Annotated in this window: 18 protein-coding genes; 7 read left to right on the forward strand and 11 right to left on the reverse strand. The window is 72.8% G+C overall.

Features of this window, described 5'->3' with window-relative positions:
* Positions 1-37 precede the first annotated feature (37 nt).
* Entirely contained in the window at positions 38-2782 is a 2745-nt protein-coding gene (locus tag ABT048_RS17910) for a M4 family metallopeptidase (protein WP_350522353.1), read from the reverse strand.
* 312 nt (positions 2783-3094) lie between these two features.
* Between ABT048_RS17910 and ABT048_RS17915 the strand changes: the two genes are divergently transcribed.
* From ABT048_RS17915 to ABT048_RS17925, 3 genes are all read left to right on the forward strand, one after another.
* On the forward strand, positions 3095-3865 hold the full coding sequence (locus ABT048_RS17915; protein ID WP_350522354.1) for a hypothetical protein: 771 nt from the start codon (positions 3095-3097) through the stop codon (positions 3863-3865).
* 62 nt (positions 3866-3927) lie between these two features.
* Positions 3928-6087: a bifunctional polysaccharide deacetylase/glycosyltransferase family 2 protein gene (locus tag ABT048_RS17920; protein WP_402801076.1), complete on the forward strand. Its 2160-nt coding sequence runs from the start codon at positions 3928-3930 to the stop codon at positions 6085-6087.
* Between the two features lie 97 nt (positions 6088-6184).
* Complete coding sequence (locus tag ABT048_RS17925; RefSeq protein ID WP_350522356.1) at positions 6185-6571, forward strand: hypothetical protein; 387 nt, start codon at positions 6185-6187, stop codon at positions 6569-6571.
* Positions 6572-6764: 193 nt separating this feature from the next.
* Here the strand turns inward: ABT048_RS17925 and ABT048_RS17930 are convergent, their stop codons facing one another.
* From ABT048_RS17930 to ABT048_RS17940, 3 genes are all read right to left on the reverse strand, one after another.
* Complete coding sequence (locus ABT048_RS17930) at positions 6765-8240, reverse strand: UbiD family decarboxylase (protein ID WP_350522357.1); 1476 nt, start codon at positions 8238-8240, stop codon at positions 6765-6767.
* A gap of 13 nt (positions 8241-8253) precedes the next feature.
* Positions 8254-8859, reverse strand: a complete 606-nt coding sequence (locus ABT048_RS17935; RefSeq protein ID WP_350522358.1) for a non-oxidative hydroxyarylic acid decarboxylases subunit B — start codon at positions 8857-8859, stop codon at positions 8254-8256.
* A gap of 171 nt (positions 8860-9030) precedes the next feature.
* A complete protein-coding gene (locus ABT048_RS17940) occupies positions 9031-10251 on the reverse strand; it encodes an alpha/beta hydrolase family protein (protein ID WP_350522359.1) in 1221 nt (406 codons plus the stop codon).
* Positions 10252-10464: 213 nt separating this feature from the next.
* On the opposite strand from ABT048_RS17940, the gene ABT048_RS17945 reads away from it, so the two are divergent.
* A complete protein-coding gene (locus tag ABT048_RS17945; protein ID WP_350522360.1) occupies positions 10465-11229 on the forward strand; it encodes a sporulation protein in 765 nt (254 codons plus the stop codon).
* Positions 11230-11503: 274 nt separating this feature from the next.
* On the opposite strand, the gene ABT048_RS17950 is transcribed toward ABT048_RS17945, so the two are convergent.
* Positions 11504-12775: an alpha/beta hydrolase family protein gene (locus ABT048_RS17950; RefSeq protein WP_350522361.1), complete on the reverse strand. Its 1272-nt coding sequence runs from the start codon at positions 12773-12775 to the stop codon at positions 11504-11506.
* Between the two features lie 293 nt (positions 12776-13068).
* Positions 13069-13674 carry a hypothetical protein gene (locus ABT048_RS17955; protein ID WP_350522362.1) on the reverse strand — a complete coding sequence of 202 codons (606 nt, stop codon included), beginning with the start codon at positions 13672-13674 and terminating at the stop codon, positions 13069-13071.
* Positions 13675-14108: 434 nt separating this feature from the next.
* Between ABT048_RS17955 and ABT048_RS17960 the strand changes: the two genes are divergently transcribed.
* Both ABT048_RS17960 and ABT048_RS17965 read left to right on the forward strand, forming a co-directional pair.
* The gene (locus ABT048_RS17960) at positions 14109-14876 is read left to right on the forward strand and encodes a glycoside hydrolase domain-containing protein (RefSeq protein WP_350522363.1); all 768 of its coding nucleotides are present in this window, start codon (positions 14109-14111) and stop codon (positions 14874-14876) included.
* A gap of 110 nt (positions 14877-14986) precedes the next feature.
* The gene (locus ABT048_RS17965) at positions 14987-15499 is read left to right on the forward strand and encodes a peptidoglycan DD-metalloendopeptidase family protein (RefSeq protein WP_350522364.1); all 513 of its coding nucleotides are present in this window, start codon (positions 14987-14989) and stop codon (positions 15497-15499) included.
* An 81-nt stretch (positions 15500-15580) separates the two neighbouring features.
* Here ABT048_RS17965 and ABT048_RS17970 read toward each other — a convergent pair whose 3' ends face one another.
* The 3 genes from ABT048_RS17970 to ABT048_RS17980 form a co-directional block, all read right to left on the reverse strand.
* Positions 15581-16387 (reverse strand): DUF2182 domain-containing protein, encoded by an 807-nt coding sequence (locus tag ABT048_RS17970; RefSeq protein ID WP_350522365.1) that lies wholly within the window; start codon positions 16385-16387, stop codon positions 15581-15583.
* A gap of 166 nt (positions 16388-16553) precedes the next feature.
* Positions 16554-17507 (reverse strand): NADP-dependent oxidoreductase, encoded by a 954-nt coding sequence (locus tag ABT048_RS17975; protein WP_350522366.1) that lies wholly within the window; start codon positions 17505-17507, stop codon positions 16554-16556.
* A gap of 193 nt (positions 17508-17700) precedes the next feature.
* Complete coding sequence (locus ABT048_RS17980) at positions 17701-18072, reverse strand: winged helix-turn-helix transcriptional regulator (protein ID WP_350522367.1); 372 nt, start codon at positions 18070-18072, stop codon at positions 17701-17703.
* 92 nt (positions 18073-18164) lie between these two features.
* Here ABT048_RS17980 and ABT048_RS17985 point away from each other — a divergent pair, with 92 nt between their 5' ends.
* Positions 18165-19004: an SDR family oxidoreductase gene (locus ABT048_RS17985; RefSeq protein WP_350522368.1), complete on the forward strand. Its 840-nt coding sequence runs from the start codon at positions 18165-18167 to the stop codon at positions 19002-19004.
* Positions 19005-19091: 87 nt separating this feature from the next.
* Here ABT048_RS17985 and ABT048_RS17990 read toward each other — a convergent pair whose 3' ends face one another.
* Together ABT048_RS17990 and ABT048_RS17995 are read right to left on the reverse strand one after the other, a co-directional pair.
* Positions 19092-19667, reverse strand: a complete 576-nt coding sequence (locus tag ABT048_RS17990; protein WP_350522369.1) for a hypothetical protein — start codon at positions 19665-19667, stop codon at positions 19092-19094.
* Between the two features lie 193 nt (positions 19668-19860).
* Positions 19861-21300 carry a tetratricopeptide repeat protein gene (locus tag ABT048_RS17995; protein WP_350522370.1) on the reverse strand — a complete coding sequence of 480 codons (1440 nt, stop codon included), beginning with the start codon at positions 21298-21300 and terminating at the stop codon, positions 19861-19863.
* Positions 21301-21318 lie beyond the last annotated feature (18 nt).

Here is a 21318-nt window from a genome sequence, read left to right on the forward strand (position 1 = left end):
ACGCTCGGGGTGGGACCCCGGGGGCAGCGTTCCTCGGTCAGCAGGTCACGGCCGCGCCCTCGCGCATGACCAGGTCGGTGCGGCCGGGCGTGGCGTCGGCCCAGAGCACCCGGGTGCCGCGGTCGGCCGCCGGCATGTACTGGCCGCCCCGGTTGCAGGAGAACCGCTGCGGGGTACCGCCCTCGATCGGGAGCTGCCACAGCTTCGGCAGGTCGGCGTTGGCGACGCGCCGGCCCTTCGGCCAGGTGAAGGCGTAGGCGAAGGTGACGGCCTTCTCGGAGGCGGTCAGTTCGTCGATCTGGCGCGGCTGCGTGGTGCTGCCGGTCAGCAGGTCGCTCACACCGGAGCCGTCGAGGGCGCCTGAGCGGATCGAGGTGCCGCGGCTCCTATCGGACGGCGTCTCCAGCCAGAGCAGCCGCTTCTCGGTCAGCAGCGTGCGGACCGCCAGGGTTTCCACGGTGTTGCCCGCACCGCCCGCGACGTACTGGGCGACGACCCTGCCCGCGGAGAGCGAGTAGACGGTCGGTGCGTAGACGGTGCGTTCGCCCTCCTGCCAGCGCTCGGTCCAGGCGAGCAGGTCACCGCGCAGCGAGAGGGCCTGCCCGTGGTGGCCGTCGGGCAGCGCGATCGGTGCGGCGGGCGCGCCGTTCACGGAGAGCCACGGCAGGGTGCGGCCGGTGCTGAAGTCCATCGCCTCGAAGGCGACGGTCCCGCCGGCGACCCGGACGCCCGAGAGCATCTGGCCGGTGGTGCTGTGGACGGTGCGCGTGGCACCGCCGTCGAGCGGGCGGACCAGCACGGACCAGTCCGGCCGGCCCGGGGTGGTCTCGCCCTGGGAGACCCAGGCCGCGACGGTGCCGTCGGTGGCGGGCGCGCTGTGCGAGCGCTTGTCCCCGACCGGGCTGAGCCGGACCGGCTCGGCGGAGCTGCCGACGGTCCCGGTGAGGATGCCGAGGAATCCCGCCTCGCCGTTGGCCATCACCCAGCGGCCGTTGACGACGTCGGGCCGGTTCTGGGTGCCCACGGTGAGCGAGCGCACCAGGGTGCGGCTGTCCATGCCGATCCGCCGCTCCCAGCCCTCCTTGATCCCGTGCGCGTCGAACGCGGCGGTCACCGTGCGGAGTTGGGCACGGGTGAGGCCGAGCGAGCGACCGGCGGCGAGCACCGCGTTGCGGGCGTCGACGAAGGTGTCCAGCGGGGTGAGGTACTCGGCGAGCGCCCGGTAGACCAGCCGGTCGGCGAGCAGCGGGTCCAGGGTGCGCCGGATGTCCCACAGCGCGCCGCTCATGATCGCCGAGTTGTCGTGCGAGGCGTCCTCGCTGAAGTGGACCGGGAACCCGATGTAGTCGTTCACGGTGCTGCGGCCGGTGTCGAGGCGGCGCGCCGCGCAGTCCTGCGGGGTGCCGGTGCGGCAGAGGCTCTCGCCGAGCAGGGCGGCCCGCGGGTCGGTCATCGGGATGCCGAGGGTGGTGGCCTCGACCGCGTTGCCGAAGTAGTCGGCGAGGGCCTCGTCGAGGGCGCCGGACTGGTCCCGCATGACGAGCTTGGCGGTGTTCTCGACGACGCCGTGCGTCATCTCGTGGCCGGAGACGTCGAGCGCGGCGGCGAACGGGTAGTACTTGGCGTTGCCGCTCCCGTAGGTCATCCGCCCGCTGCCCCAGTAGGCGTTCGCCAGGCTCTCGCCCCCGCTGGTCACGTTCACGACGGCGTTGACCGGGCCGCCGACGCCGTCGATCCCGTCCCGGCCGAGCCGGTCGCGGAAGAAGTCGTAGACGGCGCCGGCGTTGCGCTGCGCCTCGGCGGCGCCGATGGCGGCGAGCGAGGCCGGGAAGTCCGGGGTCGGCGAGCTCACCGGGCGGACCCCGTCGGGCAACGGGCCGCCCACCTCGTACTCGTCCCGGCCGCCGGCGTCGTAGACGGTCAGGGCGGTGGGCCGGGTGAGGTCGATCAGCTGGTAGGTGCCGTCCGGCAGGCGGGCGATGTTGACGCGGGTCGGACGGCCTTGGACGTCCGGCGCGGTTCCGACGGCGGGTTCGAGGCCGGCCGCCGGCGTAGTCGCGGCCGCGGCGGCGGGCGCCCCGGCGGCGCGGGCCCGGACGGTGTGGGCGAGGGCGACCGAACCGGTGGTGGCGTCCACGTAGATCTCGCGGGCCCTGCCCTCCCAGACCGTCCGGTCGGTGCCGCGCACGGTGTAGTGCCGGGCCAGTCGGCCGGTGCCGCCGGGCATCACCACCGGACCGCCGTCCTCGGCGGTGACGCCGGTGCGGGCCGGACCGTCCTCGACGGAGGCGAGCGCGAGGCCGCGCAGCACCTCGTCCGGCAGGGCCTGGACGGTCGGGGCGGTCAGGCCGGTGAAGTACTTGCCGCCGACCGACTCGACGTGCTGCGCCTTGCCCTCCCCGGCCAGGTGGACCAGGTAGGCGGCGCCAAAGACCGGCAGGCCGCCGTACCGCTGTTCGAACCGGACGGTGCGCCGGCCGTCCGCCGAGCGCTCCACGCCGGTCACGACGAGCTGCGCCGGGTCGACCCGGTAGCGCTCGCGGTGGGCGGCGAGGTGGGCGCGGGCCGCCTCCGCGGCGTCCCCCGGGGCCGGCTCGTCCACGCCGGTGACCAGCTGCGGGGCGGTGGTGTCCGTGCCGGCGACCAGGCCGGGCACGGGGTCGGTGTCGGCGGCCGGATCCCCGGCCGGTCCGGCGAGCGCCGGCGGCACGCCGACGCCGAGGCCCAGAACGACGGCCACTGCGGCACCGAGCAGCCTGGGCGTACGGGAACGGTGGTGCACTGCGGGTCCTCCCTCGGGAAAGCGGGGGTCCGGTCGCATGCCGGACCACGCGTGCGCAGCGGGCGCCCACCCCACGACTCGTCCGTTCTCCGGAGTCGGCCGCCCGCCATGTGACGAACATAGGTCATCATCCTTCATATGTCGATCAACTGCTTATGATGCCCGGCCCGTCGAGGTCCCACCGGAAGGGTGTGACAGCACGCCGCGCGGCGGCGCTGTACAGGTACGACCACCGCGCCGGACGCCCACCAACGATCAATGGGGGGGCATCCGTGGTCATTCCTGCACCGACAAACGCTTGGACTCGATACCGTGCCCGTCACGTCGTACGGCCCGTGGCCGACCACCGAGGAGCAGTCGCACCCTCCACTGGTTCCGAGGTACTTCCCCGGCGTTCCCCCCGTCGGAGCCGACGGGGCCCCGACCGGGCACTTCGCCCCCGTCGACGGTCCGGCCGACGACCTCTCGTGGTCCGACGACGACGACGCGCACGGCCCGTCCACCGTCGAACTGCCCGCCGTCATCGGCGCCGTGGACCAGCAGGCCGCCACCGATGTCGCGGACCGGCAGGCCCCGCCCGCGCCCGCGCCCCCGCCCGTGTTCGTCGACGCCTCCGGCCGACGTCAGCGCCGGATCCGCCGGCTCGGGGCGGTGCTGGCCGTACCGGCGGGCGGGTACCTCGTGCTGCTGGGCAGCACGCTGCTCGGCGGCCCCACCGTGAACGCGCCGTTCCTCCCGCTTCCCCAGCCGCCGGCACCGACTGCTCCCGCGTCGGCGGCCACTCCGTCCGAGGCGGCGTCCGACCCGCCGGAGGCAGCGGACCGGCCCAGCGCACCGCCCGCGGTGGCGCCCGCCGCCCGCCGGGCCGACACCGGGTCGGCCGGAGACCACCGCCCCCAGGCGAACGGCGCGCCCTCGCCCGGCGGGTCCGGCACGGGCACACCCGGCGCCGCCGACACCGGCTCCCCCGATCCCGTCACCGTCCCCACGTCGGCGCCCAAACCGACACCCGCCGCCCCGTCCGGGCACGGCCGCCCGACCACCCCGCCGGGCAACTCGGGCAACAAGCCCGTCAAGCCCTGACGCCCCCACGCCCCCACGCCCCCACGACACCCCCCCCCCGCCCCGGACCCGAAAGCAGCACCATGAGCACAACACACCGACGACGACGAGCCCCCGCACGCACCCGCGGGGGCCGTCGAGGAGTCGTGCGGCAGGGCCCGCTGCGCACCCACTGGCTGCTGCTCACCGCCCTGCTGCTCACCCTCTCCGGTGCCCTGCTGCTCCAGGGGTACACCCAACACAGCTTCGACGACCGCCCCGACCAGTCGGCCGCACACACGAGCGCGACCACCGTGCCGGAGGCGATCCGCGACGGCGGTCCGGTGATCGACGCCGCCGGTCCCGAGCCGCGCAGCGCCACCCCGAAGCCGGGAACCGTCGCCCTCACCTTCGACGACGGCCCCGACCCGACGTGGACGCCGCAGATCCTCGACGTCCTGCGCCGGGAGGGGGTGCACGCCACGTTCTTCGTCGTCGGCACCCAGGCCGCCGCCCATCCGGACCTGATCCGCCGGATCGTGGCCGAGGGCCACCAGATCGGCGTGCACACCTTCACCCACACCGACCTCGGCGCCGCGCCCGACTGGCGCCGCTCGCTGGAGCTGCGCGAGACCCAGCTCACCCTGGCGGGTTCGGCCGGGGTGACCAGCTCCCTGCTGCGGCCGCCGTACTCCTCCCAGCCGGACGCCCTGGACGACCGCGGGTGGGACGCCGTACGGCAGGCCGGGCGAGCGGGATACCTGACCGTGCTCACGACCCAGGACAGCGAGGACTGGCGCCGGCCCGGAACCGCGCAGATCGTGCAGACCCTCGACGACGCCCCGGGCGGTCCGGGCCGGATCGTGCTCATGCACGACGCCGGCGGCGACCGCTCGCAGACCGTGGCCGCGCTCGCCGACCTGCTGCCCCGGCTGAAGGCCCGCGGCCTGCACCTCGCCACCGTCAGCGAGGCGGTCGGCCTCGCCGACCCCGTGCACGCGGCCGGGACCGCCGACCGGCTCCAGGGGACCGCGTTCATCTGGCTCCTCCGGGGCGGCGACTGGACGCTCACCGCCCTGGGCTGGCTGCTGTGGGCGGCGGGCGCGATCAGCGTGCTGCGGGCCGTCGCCGTCCTGGCGGCCGCCCGCCGGCACGAGCGCCTTCGGCGTCGGCCCTGGGGCCCGCCGGTCACCGAGCCCGTCAGCGTGATCGTGCCCGCGTACAACGAGTCCGCCGGGATCGAGGCCGCGCTGCGCTCGCTGCTCGCCTCCGACCACCCGCTGGAGGTGATCGTGGTCGACGACGGATCCACCGACGGCACCGCCGACCTCGTCGAGTCGCTGAACCTGCCGTACACCCGGGTCATCCGGCAGGAGAACGCGGGCAAGCCGGCCGCCCTCAACACCGGCATCGCAGCCGCCCGCGCGGAGCTGCTGGTGATGGTCGACGGTGACACCGTGTTCGAGCCGGACGCCGTCCGCCACCTCGTCCAGCCGTTCGCCGACCCCTCGGTCGGAGCGGTCTCCGGCAACGCCAAGGTGATCAACCGCGGCGGCCTGCTCGGCCGTTGGCAGCACATCGAGTACGTGGTCGGCTTCAACCTGGACCGCCGGCTCTTCGACCTCGCCGAGTGCATGCCCACCGTGCCGGGAGCGGTCGGCGCCTTCCGCCGCTCCGCGCTGCTGGCGGTCGGCGGCGTGGGTGAGGAGACGCTCGCCGAGGACACCGACCTCACCATGGCGCTGTGCCGGGCCGGCTGGCGAGTGGTCTACGAGGAGCGGGCCAAGGCCTGGACCGAGGCCCCCGCCTCGCTGGACGCCCTGTGGCGCCAGCGCTACCGCTGGTGCTACGGCACCCTGCAGGCGATGTGGAAGCACCGCGGCGCCCTCGTCCAGGGCGGCCAGGCCGGCAAGCTGGGCCGACGCGGGCTGCTCTACCTGTTGATGTTCCAGGTCCTCCTGCCCCTGCTCGCACCGGTGGTCGACGTGTTCGCGCTGTACGGGCTGGTCTTCCTGGACCCGGCGCGGATCATCGGCCTGTGGGCGGCGTTCCTCCTGGTCCAGATGCTGATGGGCGCCTACGCGTTCCGCCTGGACAAGGAGCGGCTCGGGCCGCTGTGGAGCCTGCCGTTGCAGCAGTTCGTCTACCGCCAGCTGATGTACCTGGTGGTGATCCAGTCGGTCTTCACCGCGCTCGCGGGATCCCGTCTGCGCTGGCAGCGGATGCAGCGCTACGGCACCCTCCGGGTCCCGACGGGCGGCTGAACCGGGCACGAGTGACCTGAAGCGGCGACGGGCAGCAGGGAACCGTGTTCCGGGGAGCGGACGTCCGGAACAGCAGATGATCAACTTCGGGGGAAACGTGAACACGCACCACCTGCCGTCACCGGGCGCGGCGACGGCCGACCGGACTGCCCTTTGCCTGGTCAGCTGGATCCTGACGGCCATCGCCACGTTCGTCTGGCTGCTGCTGGGCACACTGATCGCACTGGCGACCATCGGCCGTCACCCGGACCACTCGATCGACTGGGCCGCGGCCTTCGTGCTCCTGCCGCTGGCCTGGACCGCCGGTGTGGCGGGGCTCACCTGGTTCGGCTACGGGCTGACACGACCCGGGTCGGCCCCGAGATCCCGATGGGCCTTGACCGGCTGCGGCGCACTGGCAGGGACCCTGTTGGGGGCGCTCGTGCCGACCGTGGGCCGGTCACCGCTGGACGCCGTCCTCACCCTGCTCACCGGGGCCGGGTGAGCGCTGCAGACCGACTCGGAAAGCGATCGGGCACGGCCGGGCATGCGCTCGCTCCGGCGCATCGCAGACGGACCGGGGGCTGACGGCGACGCGGGCGGGCCCCGGCTCCCGCCGCCCGGCCGCGACGGTCCGCCGGGTCGGCGCCGGCGGACCTCGGTCCCTTCCTGAGCCCTGAGCCCTGAGTCCTCAGTCCTCAGTCCTCGTCCCAGTGGTCGAGGACGAGTCGACGGATCCGGGCCGGGTAGGCCCCGGCGAACGAGCTGTGCGGCATGCGTCCTTGGCCGGGGGCGGGCTGGAGTCCGTCGTGGAGGACGACCGGGCCGCTCATGGCGGCCCGCTCGCTGTGGTGGTAGCAGTTCATCAGGGGGTGGATCAGGCCGTTCCACGCCTCCGCACGGTCGGTGGGGTGGATGCGGGTGGCCAGGGCCCACAGCAGGTCGGTGTCGTCGGCGGGGTCGATGTCGTCGTCGAGGACGAAGACCCGGGCGTGCAGTCTCCCGGTCCGGGTCACCGTGTCCATGGCGTCGCCGATGCGGTGGACGAACTCCCGGGAGTCGGTGTCCGGGAGCAGTTCGCGCCAGTTCGCAGGGACGGTGAGCACCAGCCAGTGGGAGGCCGCGCGCAGGGGTGACCAGGCCGTGGTGATCGGCAGGCCGGCGGCGCGCAGGTCGTGCAGGACGTCGGCGGCGATGCCGATTCCGGTGACGGTGTGGAACTCGTCCACCGGGCGCCCTTCGGCGACGATCGGCCAGATCGGGTCATCGCGGTGGGTGATGCACTCGACGGTGTAGACGGGCTGGTGGGAGACCTCGTCGGGGACGTATCCGGCGAACTCCCCGAACGGGCCCTCGACGGCGGAGCGTTCCACGGACAGATGGCCCTCGATGACGATCTCCGCACCGGCCGGTACTTCGAGGTCCGACAGCTCGCACCTCACCACCTCGACGGGCTCGCCACGCAGCGCGCCGATGAAACCGGCTTCGTCGACACCGTCGGGGAGCGGGATGCCGCCGACGAAGGGGATCGCCGGATCGCCGCCCTGGACGAGTGCGTAGGGCATGGGCTTGCCGATCTTCACCCATTCCTGCCAGATGAGACCGATGTGCTGGGGCGGTATGACCAGGCCGGTCATGTGGGTGCCGTCGATCATCATGATGCGGGCGATCGACCAGTTGGTCCACGAGCCGTCCGGGGTGCGCGCGACGATGATGCCCCAGGTGTTGAGGTACCGGCCTCCGTCCTGCTCGTGGACGCGGGGCACCGGGAAGCGGTCCAGCGTCGCGTCCTCGCCGAGGAGGACGTTCTGCTTGCAGGGGGCCTCGGCGCGGGGCACGCGCCGGGTCGGCACCGGGGGCATGTCGCGGGTCGCCGCCAGCGTGTCCACGAGCTGCGCGGCCGTCAGGTCCGTGGGGAGCCCCAGGGAGAGCGCGACACGGGCGAGCGGTTTGCCGGGGACGGAGCTCAGCGAGGCGGGCGCGCCCATCAGACGGAAGCCGGGCTCCGCCCCGCCGACGTTCTCGAAGAACGGCGCGGGAGCGGTGCGCTCGTAGGAGAGGCGGGTGATCGCCGCGGCTTCCAGGTCCCAACTCACCTCGCGCTTCACGCGTTTGAGGTCGCCGAGGGCTTCGAGTGCGGCGATGTGCTCACGGAGGTCCTTGCGGTGGTTCACGGGTTCGGTTCCTTCACTGGTTGATCCGGAGGGCCGTCGGACGCGTGGTGGCAGCGGCACGCATGCCTTCCCAGCGCCGGGCCCGTGTGGAGTCGATGCCGAACTGGTCGCAGATCCTCGCCACGATGTGGTCGACGACGTCGTCCACGGTGGCCGGATGGTTGTAGAACGCGGGCATGGGCGGCACGATGGCGGCGCCCATGCGGGCGAGGGCGAGCATGTTGTCCAGGTGGATCTCGCTCAGCGGGGTCTCGCGGGGGACGAGCACCAGCTTCCGGCGCTCCTTGAGCGTGACGTCCGCGGCACGGGCCACCAGACCGTCGGCGTAGCCGGTGCGTATCCCGGCGAGCGTCTTCATGCTGCACGGGACGATCACCATCCCGTCGGCGGGGAACGAGCCGGAGGCGATGGACGCCCCCTGGTCGTCGGGAGAATGGACGGTGTCGGCCAGCGCCGAGACGTCGCGGGTGCTCATCCCGGTCTCCAGCTCGACGGTGGCCCGCGCCCAGCGCGTCAGCACCAGGTGGGTCTCCACATCGGGATGCCGGCGCAGTTCCTGGAGGAGCCGGACCCCCAGGACGGCTCCGGTCGCTCCTGTCATTCCGACGATCAGGCGCACTGTGTCTCCCTGTGCTCTCACGGTCGCTGTGCTCACGGTCGACGGACGGCCCGCGGGCAGGGCCCCGTCGCTCTGCCGGGTCGTCCGGTCATCGGGTCGTCCGGCCGTCGGCTCTTCGGGGCTTCGGCCGTTCCGGGCGTCGGCCCCTCGGAGCTTCCGGGCGTCGGCTCGTCAGGCGTTGGTCTTGAGGGTGTCGTCGAGCCAGTCGTAGATGCGGGCCTGGGTCAGGCGCATGGCGCCGGGGTGGCAGTGGGCGCCGGCGCCTTCCTCGGCGGTGAACACCATCAGGTCCTTGGGGCAGGTGAGGTGGTCGTAGAGCTGCTCGGGCTGGCCCTTGAAGAACATGTCGTCCTCGGCATCGCAGACCAGGGTGGGGCAGCGGATCTGTTCGGCGATGCCGCCGGCGAGGCTGTAGTCGAGGTAGGAGGCGTTGAAGGCCCGCGGGGTGTCGACGCCCATGACGTACATGCCGTGGTTGATCGCCCAGCGGGCGATCGGGTCCGTGGCCATGATCCGGTCGAGGGCGGCGTCGAGTTCGGGGGCGGACCGGGCGCGCAGGAGCTGCTCGGCGTCCTCACGGGTGCCGGGGATGTTGCGCACGGAGGTCTGGCCGAGGTCGTAGAGGCCGTCGACGGCGACCAGCGCGGCCAGGCGGTGCTCGAACGCCGCGGCCCTGGGGGCGAGGACGCCGCCCATGCTGATCCCCAGGAGCGCGATGCGGCTGTCGTCGACCTCGGGGAGGGTCCGGGCGAAGTCCACGACGGGGGTGATGACGTTCTCCCAGTCGGGGCGGAAGACCAGGCCCTCGCGGTGGCGCGGCCCGGGCATTCCGGGGCCGTCGAAGACCAGCACGGTGTAGCCGCGCTCGACGCCGGCCAGCGCGCCGAAGAAGTGGAGTTCCTCGGCGGTGCCGTCGAAGCCGTTGTGCATGATGAGCGTGGGGCGCGGTGTACCGGAGTCGTCGGCGCGGTAGAGGTAGCCCGGCAGGGTGGTGTCCTCGTACGGGATCTCGACCGGCTCGATGACCGGGGTGAACAGTGCGGCCGCCGACCGGAAGCAGGCCACGCTGCGCTCGTAGGCGTGGTCGTGGCGGGGGTCGCAGGGGTGGCCGTGGAGGAAGAACTCGGCCGAGCGGTAGTAGTTCGAGGCCCGCAGGAAGGCGTCCCGGGCGCTGACCGTGTGACCGGCCGCCAGTGCCTTCCCGGCGTCGCGGGAGACCCGGTCGGCGGTGGCCAGCCACTCGGTGTACCAGCTTCCGTAGTCGCCCTCGGTGATGCGCTCGGCGGTGGAGACGACCTCGCCGAAGTCCGCGCCGCCGTAGGCGATGTGGCTCATCGAGCGCAGGGTCTCGTACCAGAACTGGATGTTGTTCGGGAACAGCAGCTGCTTCATCACACACACTCCCCTTCACTCGCAAGCACAGATCTGTGCTTGCGAAGAGGACTGTAGACCCCTGCCGCCCCGGAAGCAAATATCTGTGCTTAGGCGGGTTCGGGGTGGTGGGCCGGCGAGAGACGCCGGGGCGGGGACCGCCCGCCGGAGGCAAAGCGCAGGCAAAGTACGATCGGTGCGCTCGCGTCCCCGACCCTGTCAGGAGTACCCCGGATGGTGTTCAAGCGGCTTCTCGGCGCCCTCGGCGTCGGTGGACCCACCGTCGACACAGTGCTGTCCACGCCGACCGTCCGGCCCGGCGGCACCGTGCACGGTCAGGTCGACCTGGTCGGCGGCGACCGCGACGCCGAGATCAACGGCATCACGCTGTGCCTGGCCGCCCGGGTCGAGGTCGAGCACGAGGACGGCGAGAGCCACACCGTCAGGGAGTTCGCCCGGGTGCCCGTCTGCGGCCCGATGCGGCTGGCCGCCGGGGAGCGGCGCGCCGTCCCGTTCGCCTTCCCCGTGCCGTGGGAGACGCCGCTGACGGCGATCGGGGGCCACCACCTGGCGGGCATGGTGCTCGGGGTCCGCACCGACGTGGACATCGCGGGCCAGCTGGACCGGGGGGACACCGACCCGCTCGCCGTGGAGCCACTGCCGGTGCAGCAACGGGTACTTGAGGCGCTGGCGGCGCTCGGCTTCCACTTCCACCGGGCCGATCTGGAGGCCGGGCGGATCCACGGCACGGGCCAGACGCTGCCGTTCTACCAGGAGATCGAGTACAAGGCGGCGGCGCAGTTCGCCCGGCGCTGCAACGAGATCGAGCTGTCCTTCGTCACCGACCCGCACCGGGTCGAGGTGGTGCTGGAGTTCGACAAGCGCGGCATGTTCCACAACGGCGACTCGGTGCGCACGTTCCTGTTGGACCACGCAGCCGGCCAACACGACCTGACCGGCACGGTGGACGGCTGGATCCGCGGCGTGCTGGGCCACTGACCGCACGCCGGACCGTCGACCCGGCAGCTCCGGCGCCCCGGCGCCGGCGTCCGCGCCGCCATGACGGGGTGAACGGTGAAGGCTCCCCCGGTACGACCGGAGGAGCCTTCAGCGGTTCTCAGTGCCCTTGGTTCTGCCTGTCCACCACCGGGCGCACGGGCACGGCGGTGTCCGCGCGGCGGGCGGCCGCACCCCCGTCGCGGCCGCCCGCCAGCCCTCGGGCCGGTCGGAAACGACCGGGCCGAGGGCCGTCACGCGCGTCTCCCCGTGCGCACTACCGCTCGTAGACCATTTCGGGGAAGCGCGGCGACGGGCCGTCCAGGAGGTGGTCGTCCTGGCCGCGCAGCCAGTGGTCGAAGAACGACGCGACGTACGAGCGGGTGGCGAGCACCGCGCGGTCCGGGCGGACGTCGCCGACGTCCTCGGTCAGCTTCTCCCCGCTGATCGCGCCCTGGCGGGCGAGCTGGGGCAGCAGGGACTGCGCGTCGGTGTAGGAGCTGTGGCGGGAGCCGGTGAGGGTGACATCGGCGTGCCAGCCGGTGCTGTGCTGCCACAGGGCGTCCCAGCCGGGCTGCTGGTGGTAGCTGCCGGAGTCGGGGTTCTGGGTGCCCATGAGCAGGAAGGGGCGGGTCAGGCCGTCCTCGGCGACGGTGGGCAGGTGGACTCCGGTGCCGTCCGGGCCGGGGAAGTGCAGCTGGCCGTCGAGGTTGACGCCGACCTTGAGGCGCGGATCGTCGTGCATGGTCTGGAGGGCCGTGGAGCCGCCTCCGGAGTGGCCGACCATGCCGATCCGGTCGAGGTCGAGGCTTGCGGCGAGGCCGGCCGGCAGCTGCTTGTCGTGGCGCAGCCCGGCGAGCCGGTCCAGGACGAAGCGGGTGTCGTCGACCCTGGTCTGCAGCGTCTTGCGCAGGAGGGCGCCGATGTCGAGGCCGGGCTGGGCCATCAGCGCGGGGAGGACGGAGGTGGCGAGGTCCCCGTCGGGGAAGGCGACCTCGGAGGCGTCGTAGGTGTGGTCGACGGTGACGACGACGTAGCCGCGCGAGGCGAGGTCCTCCACCAGGCCGGTGCCCCAGGTGCGCGGGTCGCCGAAGCCCGCCGAGTAGAGCACGACGGGCCGTTTGCCGCCGGGGAGGGCGGGCGCGTCGGCGCGGGCGTGGGTGCGGATGCCCGCCCAGTCGGTGCGGCCGGGTTCGAAGCCGTAGTCGCTCTGGGCGACGCTCCCGGCGCTGCCGAAGTGGTCGGCGGCTGCGGGGGCCATGTACGGCGCGCGGTCGTCGCCGGTGGCGGGCCGGGTGGTCGGGTACCAGAAGCTGATCATCAGTGTGCGGTGCTGCCCGGGCTTCCAGGGATCGTCCCGGGTGTCGTCCGTGAGCTGGAGGGACGTCGTGCCGACCGGGTACGGCCCGGTCGGCTGCGGCAGCCGGGCCCCGGCCTGCTGCTCGGTGCCCCGGCCCGATGCCGCCACCGCGCCCGGTGCGCCGGCCGCGCCCAGTGTCACCGTCGCCGCCAGCAGCACCGCCGCCACGACCCGTCCTCGCCTGTTCATCGCCGTTCCTCCTCGTGGGGTTCCGTCGTCGCTTTCACCACGGGCGACGGTACGGGCGAGGAGGAACGGAAACCGTCATACCGGGGTGCCAAGTCCTCCTGTAGCACTGCGGTATGACGGCGGAGTCCGGGCCCCGCCCGGCAGCTGATTCCCTGCCTTCAGCGTCGGGCCTGGATCTGACGCTCCCTCAGGCAGCCTGAAGGGGCACGCGGGCGCCCTGGGCGGGGTTGTCCCCGGGCGGGTTGCCCCCGGCCGGGATTGCCCCTGGGCGGGCCCGCGGCCCCTCGGGTCGGCTACCGTGCGGCCGACGTGGCGGCGCCCAGGGCTGCGTCGACCGCGGCGAGTTGGACGCGGACGAGGGCGACGAGGCGGGCGGTGTTGGCCGGTGTGGCGTCGAAGCCGGCGATGGTCGCCCCGACGAGGTGGTTCCCGTCCAGGACGCCGATGCCGATGTGCGTCTCGCCTCCCATGGTGACCGTGCCGCCGGTGGTCGCCGTGCCGAGGCGTGGCGTGGTCAGCGGGGTGAAGCCTGGGACGGCGCGGCTTGCCCGGGCGGCCTGCCGGAAGGCGGCCGCTGCGGCGGAGGAGCTGTCGTAGACGTCGACGGAGAGCGTGACCTTCTTGGTTCCGGTCGGGTCGGCGAGCACGACGGCGATGGTGGCCGTGGGCCGACCGACGGCGGTGCTGTCCGGACCGATGCTGACGACCCGGGTGACCTCCGGGAACAGCCGTTGGACGGCCTTGAGCGCCAGTGCCGCGTTCACCGACGGTGACGTGCCCGGGCTCTGCACGCTGACGACCGGTGGCGGTGTCTGCGCCTGTGCCGGCGCCGCGCACACCCCGGCCGCCAGCGCACCGGCCGCCGCGAGCGACAGCACGGCGAGTGAACTCTTTCGCATGACCATCTCCCGTCCTTGCGGGTACTTCCCTGGCATCCCCCTCCGGCCAGTCTCCCCGCCCGACGCGCCCGTGGCGATGCGAGCGGCCACCGCTCCGCCCGTCGACCGGAAGCCCGGCCGTCCTGCGCGCCGGTCAGTCGTGACGCTCTGTGAAATCACCTTCGTCGGCTGCATGGTTGCGTGTCGAACCGTCAGGCGGGGGAGCGACTTTGCGGGCGAATGCGACTAGAATCGAGTCGGCCTCGGGTCCCTGTGTGCACCCGGGCCTCCAGGAACGGGACGGGTGGAGCCCGCGCCACGGCCGGGCAGTCCGCTCTCACGCGGTAGCCGGCCGACGGGGTTCCGCGCCGGTCGGCACTGCGGTTGCGACCGATCGCCGTTGCGACCGGTCCGCGCATCCCGCCGAATCACTCCTTGCAATCGAGTTGTTGATCATGCATCTCGGATTCGATCGATCCGACTACCCGGGCGACGCCGTCATGCAGTCCCTCTGGGACAACACCCCGCTGGCCTTCGCCGCCGCCTACCTCGCCCCGGCCCCGAGTCACCCCAACACCTCGTGGATGTCGGCCGTATCCACCCTGACCGGCATGGGCTGGGGCCTGGCTCCCGTCTTCGTCGGCCAGCAGGCCCCGGGCGGCCCGGGATCCCACGTGCTCACGGCGGCCCAGGGCACAGTGGACGCGCAGACCACCGAAAGCCTCGGCCAGACTGCCGGCCTGGCTCCCGGCGCGGTCGTCTACCTCGACGTCGAGATCGGGGGACGGCTCACCCCGGACCACCTCGCCTATGTCGCCGCCTGGGCCAACTCCGTTACCGCAGAAACCAGTTACAACCCCGGCGTGTACTGCTCGTTCTCCCAGACCGCCGCTCAGATCACCGCCGAGGTGGGCACCATCCCGGTCTGGGTCTTCCACCCCGTCGACGCCGGGCCGAGCCAGATCGACCTCGCCACCGAGAACCCTCCCGACCCGACCGACTCCGGCTTCGCCGGCGCACTCGTCTGGCAGTACCGGATGAGTCTCAGCGGATCCGTCAACCTCAACTGGACCGACTCCGCAACGCCCAAGCACCTCCAGCAGGTCGACCTCGACTCGGCCACCTGCCTGGACCCGTCCCACCCCGACCACACGGACCGGAAGGCCACCCGCCGGCGCAAGCGGCAGCTCGAACACAGCGGACCGCGCCACGGCGCCCACTGAATCGGGGCCCGTCCTCCCGTCGGGACCGACGGTTCCGTGCCCGCCCGGACCGTACAGGTGCCCCGGACCGTACAGGTGCCCCGGGCCGTACAGGCGAGAGGAACAGTTCCATGCCCGCGTTCGACATCGACATGTCCAATCCGTTCCCCTCGGGCTGCACCGGCGGCCTCGGTGGCCCCAACACGGGCGACCACCAACCGCCGCACTGGTACATCCAGTTCGGCATGGACCTGGCCGCGCCCGGCGGAACGGACGTCTACGCCGCCTTCGACGCTCACATCACCAAGTACAAGCCGCACGACCCTGCCCAGGACACGCCGAAGGTGTACGGTGCCGAGCTGTTCATGCGGGCACCGAACGATCTGATGGGCGGCTTCTACACCCACCTCACCGCTGTTCCGTCCGATCTGGCGGTCGGATCCTCGATCAGCAGAGGCGACTACCTGGGCACGGTCTACAAGGTCACCTCGACCGCGGCGCACCTCCACCTGGCGCTCGTCGAGATCATCAACGGCACCTACCAGGGCGTGGACCTGTACCAGCTCTTCCTGGACACCAGGAACACCGACGAGGTCACCACCGTGACCTTCATGCAGGACGGCACGCCCCCGACGCACAAGTGAACGTCCCGACCTCCTCGCCCGGCCCGACCCCAGCGGCGGCGGCAGCAGCACGGCAGCAGCAGCGGCGGCAGCAGTGGCCGACTACATCATCGACGGCTGCAGACCGGGCAGCAGCCAGTCCTGGAAGGGCGCCAGCACAGCCATCCCCAGGAAGACGACGCCGGCCACCCGGGCGAGCTGCGGCCCCCGGTACCAGAGCTTCTCCAGGAAGATCAGCACCGCCAGTCCCGCCATCGCCGCGATGTTCATGACGCCCAGCGGGATCAGCGCGATCATCAGCGCCCAGCAGCAGCCGACGCAGTACGCGCCGTGGTGCAGCCCCACCCGCAGGTCGCGCATCCGCGGCCGGTACGAGGCGTAGTGCAACAGCTGGCCGATCGGACTGCGGCAGTGCCGCAGGCAGACGTTCTTGAGCGGACCCAGCTGGTACAGGCCGGCCAGGGCGAAGGCGGCCGCGCCGATCCACTTCCCCGCGTCCGGATCCCGGTCGACCAGGTCGCCGGTGACGGCGAGCGCACCGTAGGCGACCAGGCCGAACACCGTCCAGGCGATCAGATAGCCGGCGATGAACTCGGTGGTGCGGAGCGCCCTGGTGGCGCCGCTGGACTGCCGGGCGATCCCCTTGGCCCAGGTCACCGCGACGGGTGCGACGGAGGGCAGCATCATCGCGGCCATCATCGCCAGCCACAGCACCAGGAACAGCGGCAGCGCCATCCCCATCGTGCCGGGCCCGATGCCCATGTCCAGGGCCTGGCCCACGGTGAGCACCCAGGCCAGGACGGCGATGAGGACGATGAGTGACCAGGCGACGGCGAGCTCCCGGGCCGGCAGCAGCACCCCCGGCCGCAACGGATGGTCGTTGGTGATCGGCCGCTGAATCGTACGCATGACGCACTCCCTCGGACCCTTCCAGCACAGCACGGATCCCGCCCCCGCGACACTCCCGCCGCCGGCCACCGCGGCCGGCGGCCGGGCCGCCCACGGACTCCGGCCGCCCGAGGGCCTCACCATCCGGCGCCCGGCGCCCCGGCGGGCGCCCCGGAGCTGCGGTCGGCTAGCCGTCCGCGACCTCGATGACGACCTTGCCGCGCCGGTGTTCCTTCTCCAGCGCCTCGTACGCGGCGCGGGTCTGCGCGAGGGGAACGACCCGGTCGACCTGGGGGCGCAGCCGTCCGCTCGTGATCAACTCGCTGATGGAGTCGAGCCCGTCGCGGTCGGGCTCGACGACGAAGAACACACCGTGCGTGGCAGGGTCCCGGGCCGCGCCGGGGTCGGGCGGTTCGACGATGCCGACCAGGACACCACCGGGGCGCAGCACGGCCCAGGACCGGGTCTGGGTGTCGCCGCCCACCGTGTCGAGGACGACGTCCACGTCGGCCACGTGGTCCTCGAACCGGCCGTCCCGGTAGTCGATGACGTTGCGGGCGCCGAGGCCGGCCACGAAGTCGGCGTCGCGGGCCGAGGCGGTCGCGGTGACCCGGGCGCCCAGGGCGGCCGCGATCTGGACGGCGAAGGAGCCGACGCCTCCGGCGCCGCCGTGGACGAGGACGTGCCGGCCCGGCTCCAGGTGGGCGTGGTCGACCAGCGCCTGCCAGGCCGTGAGCGCCGCCAGGGGGACGGCGGCCGCGCTGCGGTGGTCCAGGCGGGCCGGTTTGGCGGCGAGGATCCGGGCCGGCACGGCGACGAACTCGGCGGCGGCCCCGTCCTGCAGGAACGGGATGAGTCCGTACACCTCGGCGCCCAGGGCCGGGGCCGTGACACCGGTTCCGTGCTCGACCACGACGCCGGACACCTCGTGCGCGGGGATGACGGGCGTCCGGTCCCGCCCGGAACCGTCGAAGCTGTCGGTCCAGGTGGCGTCCCAGGTGAGCTCGCCCGCGGTGACCGAGGCGGCCCGGACCGCGACGACGACCTCACCGTCCCCCGGTTCGGGACGCGGCGCGCTCTCGTGGACCAGCTGCTCGGGGCCGCCGCGCCGGTGGGCGCGTACCGCGCGCATCGTGCTCATCGGGCTCATCGTGCTCATCGGGCCATCGCCCTCGCTTCCGTGGCACGGGCGGGGCCGTTCCGAAGGCCCACGCCGCCAGGACCAGCATCACAGGCGGCACCGTCGCCCGGCATCGGCCGTTCCAGGGATCTTCGGCGAACCTGCCACCGCGGATCGCCCGGCGGGCCGGCCCGGACCTCCTGCCAGGACCGCACTACCCCGGGCTGCCCGGTGGCAGGCGCTGCGTGATCCGGTCGAGCAGGTCCGTCAGCGGCTCGCTGACGTCCCGGCCGAACTCGGACAGCCCGTAGGTGACCTGGGGCGGCGTGGTCGGCTCCACCTCCCGCCGGAGCAGGCCGTCCTGGACCAGCGCGCGCAGGGTCTGGGTGAGCATCTTCTCGCTGATGCCCCGGATGCCGTCGCGCAGTTCGTGGAACCGAAGGTCGTTGCTCCGCAGGGAGATCAGCACCCACACCCCCCACTTGCTGGTCACGTGGTCGACCATGCCGCGCGCGGGGCAGTCGGTGTGAAACACCTCATACCGCTCGCCCGCCCCGGCCTGCTTCAGCTGCGCACCTTCCCTCATGTTCGGAGCTTACCTTTCGGTACGTTCTTACGAAAAGTAAGCCCGACTCCTAGCGTCAGCTGCCTCAGCACACAACCGACGAGGAGCTGAACATGATCGTGGTGACCGGGGCTACCGGAAACGTGGGCCGGCCTCTGACGCAGGCCCTGGCCGAGGCCGGCGAGCAGGTGACGGCAGTGTCGCGGCACGCGGTGCCGATGCCGGACGGCGTCCGGCACGTGGCGGCCGACCTGGCCGACCCGACGAGCATGACACCCGCATTGGACGGGGCGCGGGCGCTGTTCCTGCTGCTGTCCGGCGACCTGCACGCCCCCGGAGCCAGGCCGGCCGACATCATCGCCCTGGCCGCGGCCCGCGGGGTCCGCCGGATCGTCCTGCTGTCCTCACAGGGCGTGGCGACCAGGCCGCTCGGCCCGTCGCGGGTCGCGATGCGCGCGGTGGAGGACGCGCTGCGGGACTCCGGCCCGGACTGGACCGTCCTGCGACCGGGCGGCTTCGCCTCCAACGCCCTGGCCTGGGCGGAGTCCGTCCGCACGCAGGGGACGGTCGCCGCGCCCTTCGGCGACGTCGGGGTGCCGGTCATCGACCCGGCGGACATCGCCGCGGTCGCGGCGGCCAGCCTGCTGGACGAGCGACACACCGGCGGGGTGTACGAGCTGACCGGGCCGAAGGTGATCACGCCGCGTCAGCAGGCGGAGGCGATCGCCGCCGCACTCGGCTCCCCCGTACGGTTCCACGAACTCACCCGCGGCGAGGCCAAGGCCATGATGACCCGGCACGTACCGGCGGAACTCGCCGACGACACCCTGGACATCATCTCCGCCCCGAACCCGGCCGAACTGCGGATCAGCCCGGACGCGGAACGAGTCCTCGGCCGCGCCCCGCGCCCCTTCGACGACTGGGTCGCCCGCAACATCGCCGCGTTCCGCTGAGGCGCGGCGCCACCGCACCACCCCGGCAGCCTCGTGCGACTGCGGCCGCACGAGGCTGCCGGCCGGGTGCGCCCGCGTGGGAGGCCACTACTCGACGTCCGCCGGCACCGCCTCCGAACCCGGGCAGCAGACGGTGTCCTCAGCGGCGATCGCCTCAAGGCAGCCCCCGCAGAGCCACGCCGTCTCGGGTTCCACGGGCCCGGACACGGTCACCTCGTTGTCACGCACCATCAGCTGCCAGGTGTCCCAGGCCTCCTCGCCCTGCGCGTCGATCACCCCGTCGAGCACGTGGTCGAAGGTGAACTCCTCGAACCCGGGCTCGCCTTGGGCATGGGCGCCGGGCTTCAGGAAGTGGTCGACCAGGTAGCGCATCCACTCGGCGGAGGCGTAGAACTTCTCCTGCCGGTTCCATTCGATTGCGGCCCCGTCATCGGTCGGTTCCCAACTGCACCACAGGCCGGGCTGGCCCGCCGGGGGCGTGTTGAACTCGCGGATGTCCGCATCATGGCCCTGTCCCGCGTAGCCGGTGCCGTCGACGAAGTAGGGACCGTTGTCACGGTCCATGCGCCTGGTGCCGGCGAACCTCCGCAGGTAGCCGATCTCCTGCTCGTTGAGCGGCGGTTCCACCGCGATCCGACCGGTGAACTCCGTGGTGTATCCCATGCCCGGCAGGGTAGCCACGCCGTCCGACACCGCAGGCCCCACGCCGGGGCGGTGAGAGTCGGCCCGGGACTTCGGCGTCGAGTCCGCGGACTTCGCGTCCTGGATCGAATCGCTCCGTCCTGACACCTTCCGCTGACGAACGGGCCCGTCCCTGCTGCTCGGTGCGTTTCCCGGCGTCGGAGTGCGGCGCCCGTCAGAACGGGGGCTTCTGGGTGGGCTCGCCCACCTCGGCCCAGGGGTCCTCCTGCTCGCGCTGCTCGGCCGCCTCCCGCTTCCGCCGCTCGGCCGCTTCCCGGTCTTCGGCGATCGTGGGTATGGAGGCCAGGGCTTCGGCGGGGCGGCCCTGTCTGATCAGCATCTCGGCCAGGTCGAGGTCGGCCAGGTAGTGGGTGGAGGAGCGGAGGAGCGTGAGGGCTTCCTCCGGCCGGCCGTCCCGCTCCAGCAGCCGCGCCAGCTCGGTGTCCCACTCGCCGGGCTCCCGCTCGTTGAGGGCGGCGGCCTCCGCGATGCCCTCCGCGCAGCGGCCCGCCTCGCCCAGCAGCCACAGCCGCAGGCCGAGCACCTGGTCCGGGTGTCCCTCGGCCCACGCACCGGTGAGCCCGTCCAGGAGGTCGAGCGCGCGGCCGGGGCGGCCGTCGTCGACGAGCAGGTCCAGCGCCCAGTGGAGGAGGTTCCCGCAGTCGTAGTAGTCGTACGTGGGCCGGCCGGTCTCGACGGCTTCGTCGATCCTTCCGCGGCGGACGAGGAGGCCCATCAGCGCGGCGCGGTCCTTCGAGTGGTCGTGGGCCTCGATGCGTCCGCGCAGCAGGGCCTCGGCCTCGGGTGCCCTCCCCGCGTCCTCCAGGGCCTTCGCGTACACGGCGAAGGCGGCGTAGGGCTCGGTGGCGGCGAGGGATCCCAGCTCCTCGATCAGGCCCTGCCGGGCGAGGAGGTTCGCGTAGTACTCGGGGAAGTTGACGGGGTGGCGTCGGCCCGAGGCCGTCTCGGTGCGCAGGACTTCGACGGCCTCCTCCGCTCGGCCCGAGCGTTCCAGAACCCGGGCGATCATGATCAGCACGTGCCACCGGTCCGTCCCGTCGGCCGGGCACGACCGACCGCAGTTCCCACACGCCGCGTCCGCCGAACGCTCCATGCACTCCGCCACCTGCGTGAGGACCTCCAGGACCCGTCCGTCACGGCCCTGTTCCTCGGTCAGGTCGACCAGGCGCGTCCGAAGCCAGTACTCCCCGAGATGGGGCGTGAGCACGTCGATGGCCTCGTCGGCCCGCCCGGCCTTGACCAGCAACTCCGCGTAGCGCGCGCAGACGTGGCCGTCTCCCGGCTCGGCCGCGTCCGGGCGCACCATCGCGAGCGCCTCGTCGCCCCGGCCCTGCCGGATCATGATCTCGGCGGTGGCCGACTCGGCGGCCCGCCAGCCGACGTCCGTGAACGGCTCCAACAGTGCCAGCGCCCGCTCGAACTCCGCGGCGGCGCACAGCTCCCGCGCCGCCGCCTGCGCGCAGTTCCAGTCACCACGCTCCTGCGCCGCCCGGATCAGCAGGTCCGACTGCCCCAGGTCGAGGAAGGTCTGCACCATCCGCGGCGAGACGCCGCCGTGGTTGCGCGCCTGCCACACAAGATCGTCGACGTTCATGCGGGCATCCTACGAACC

The sequence above is a fragment of the Kitasatospora sp. NPDC096140 genome (assembly GCF_040303045.1).
Taxonomy (GTDB): Bacteria; Actinomycetota; Actinomycetes; order Streptomycetales; family Streptomycetaceae; genus Kitasatospora.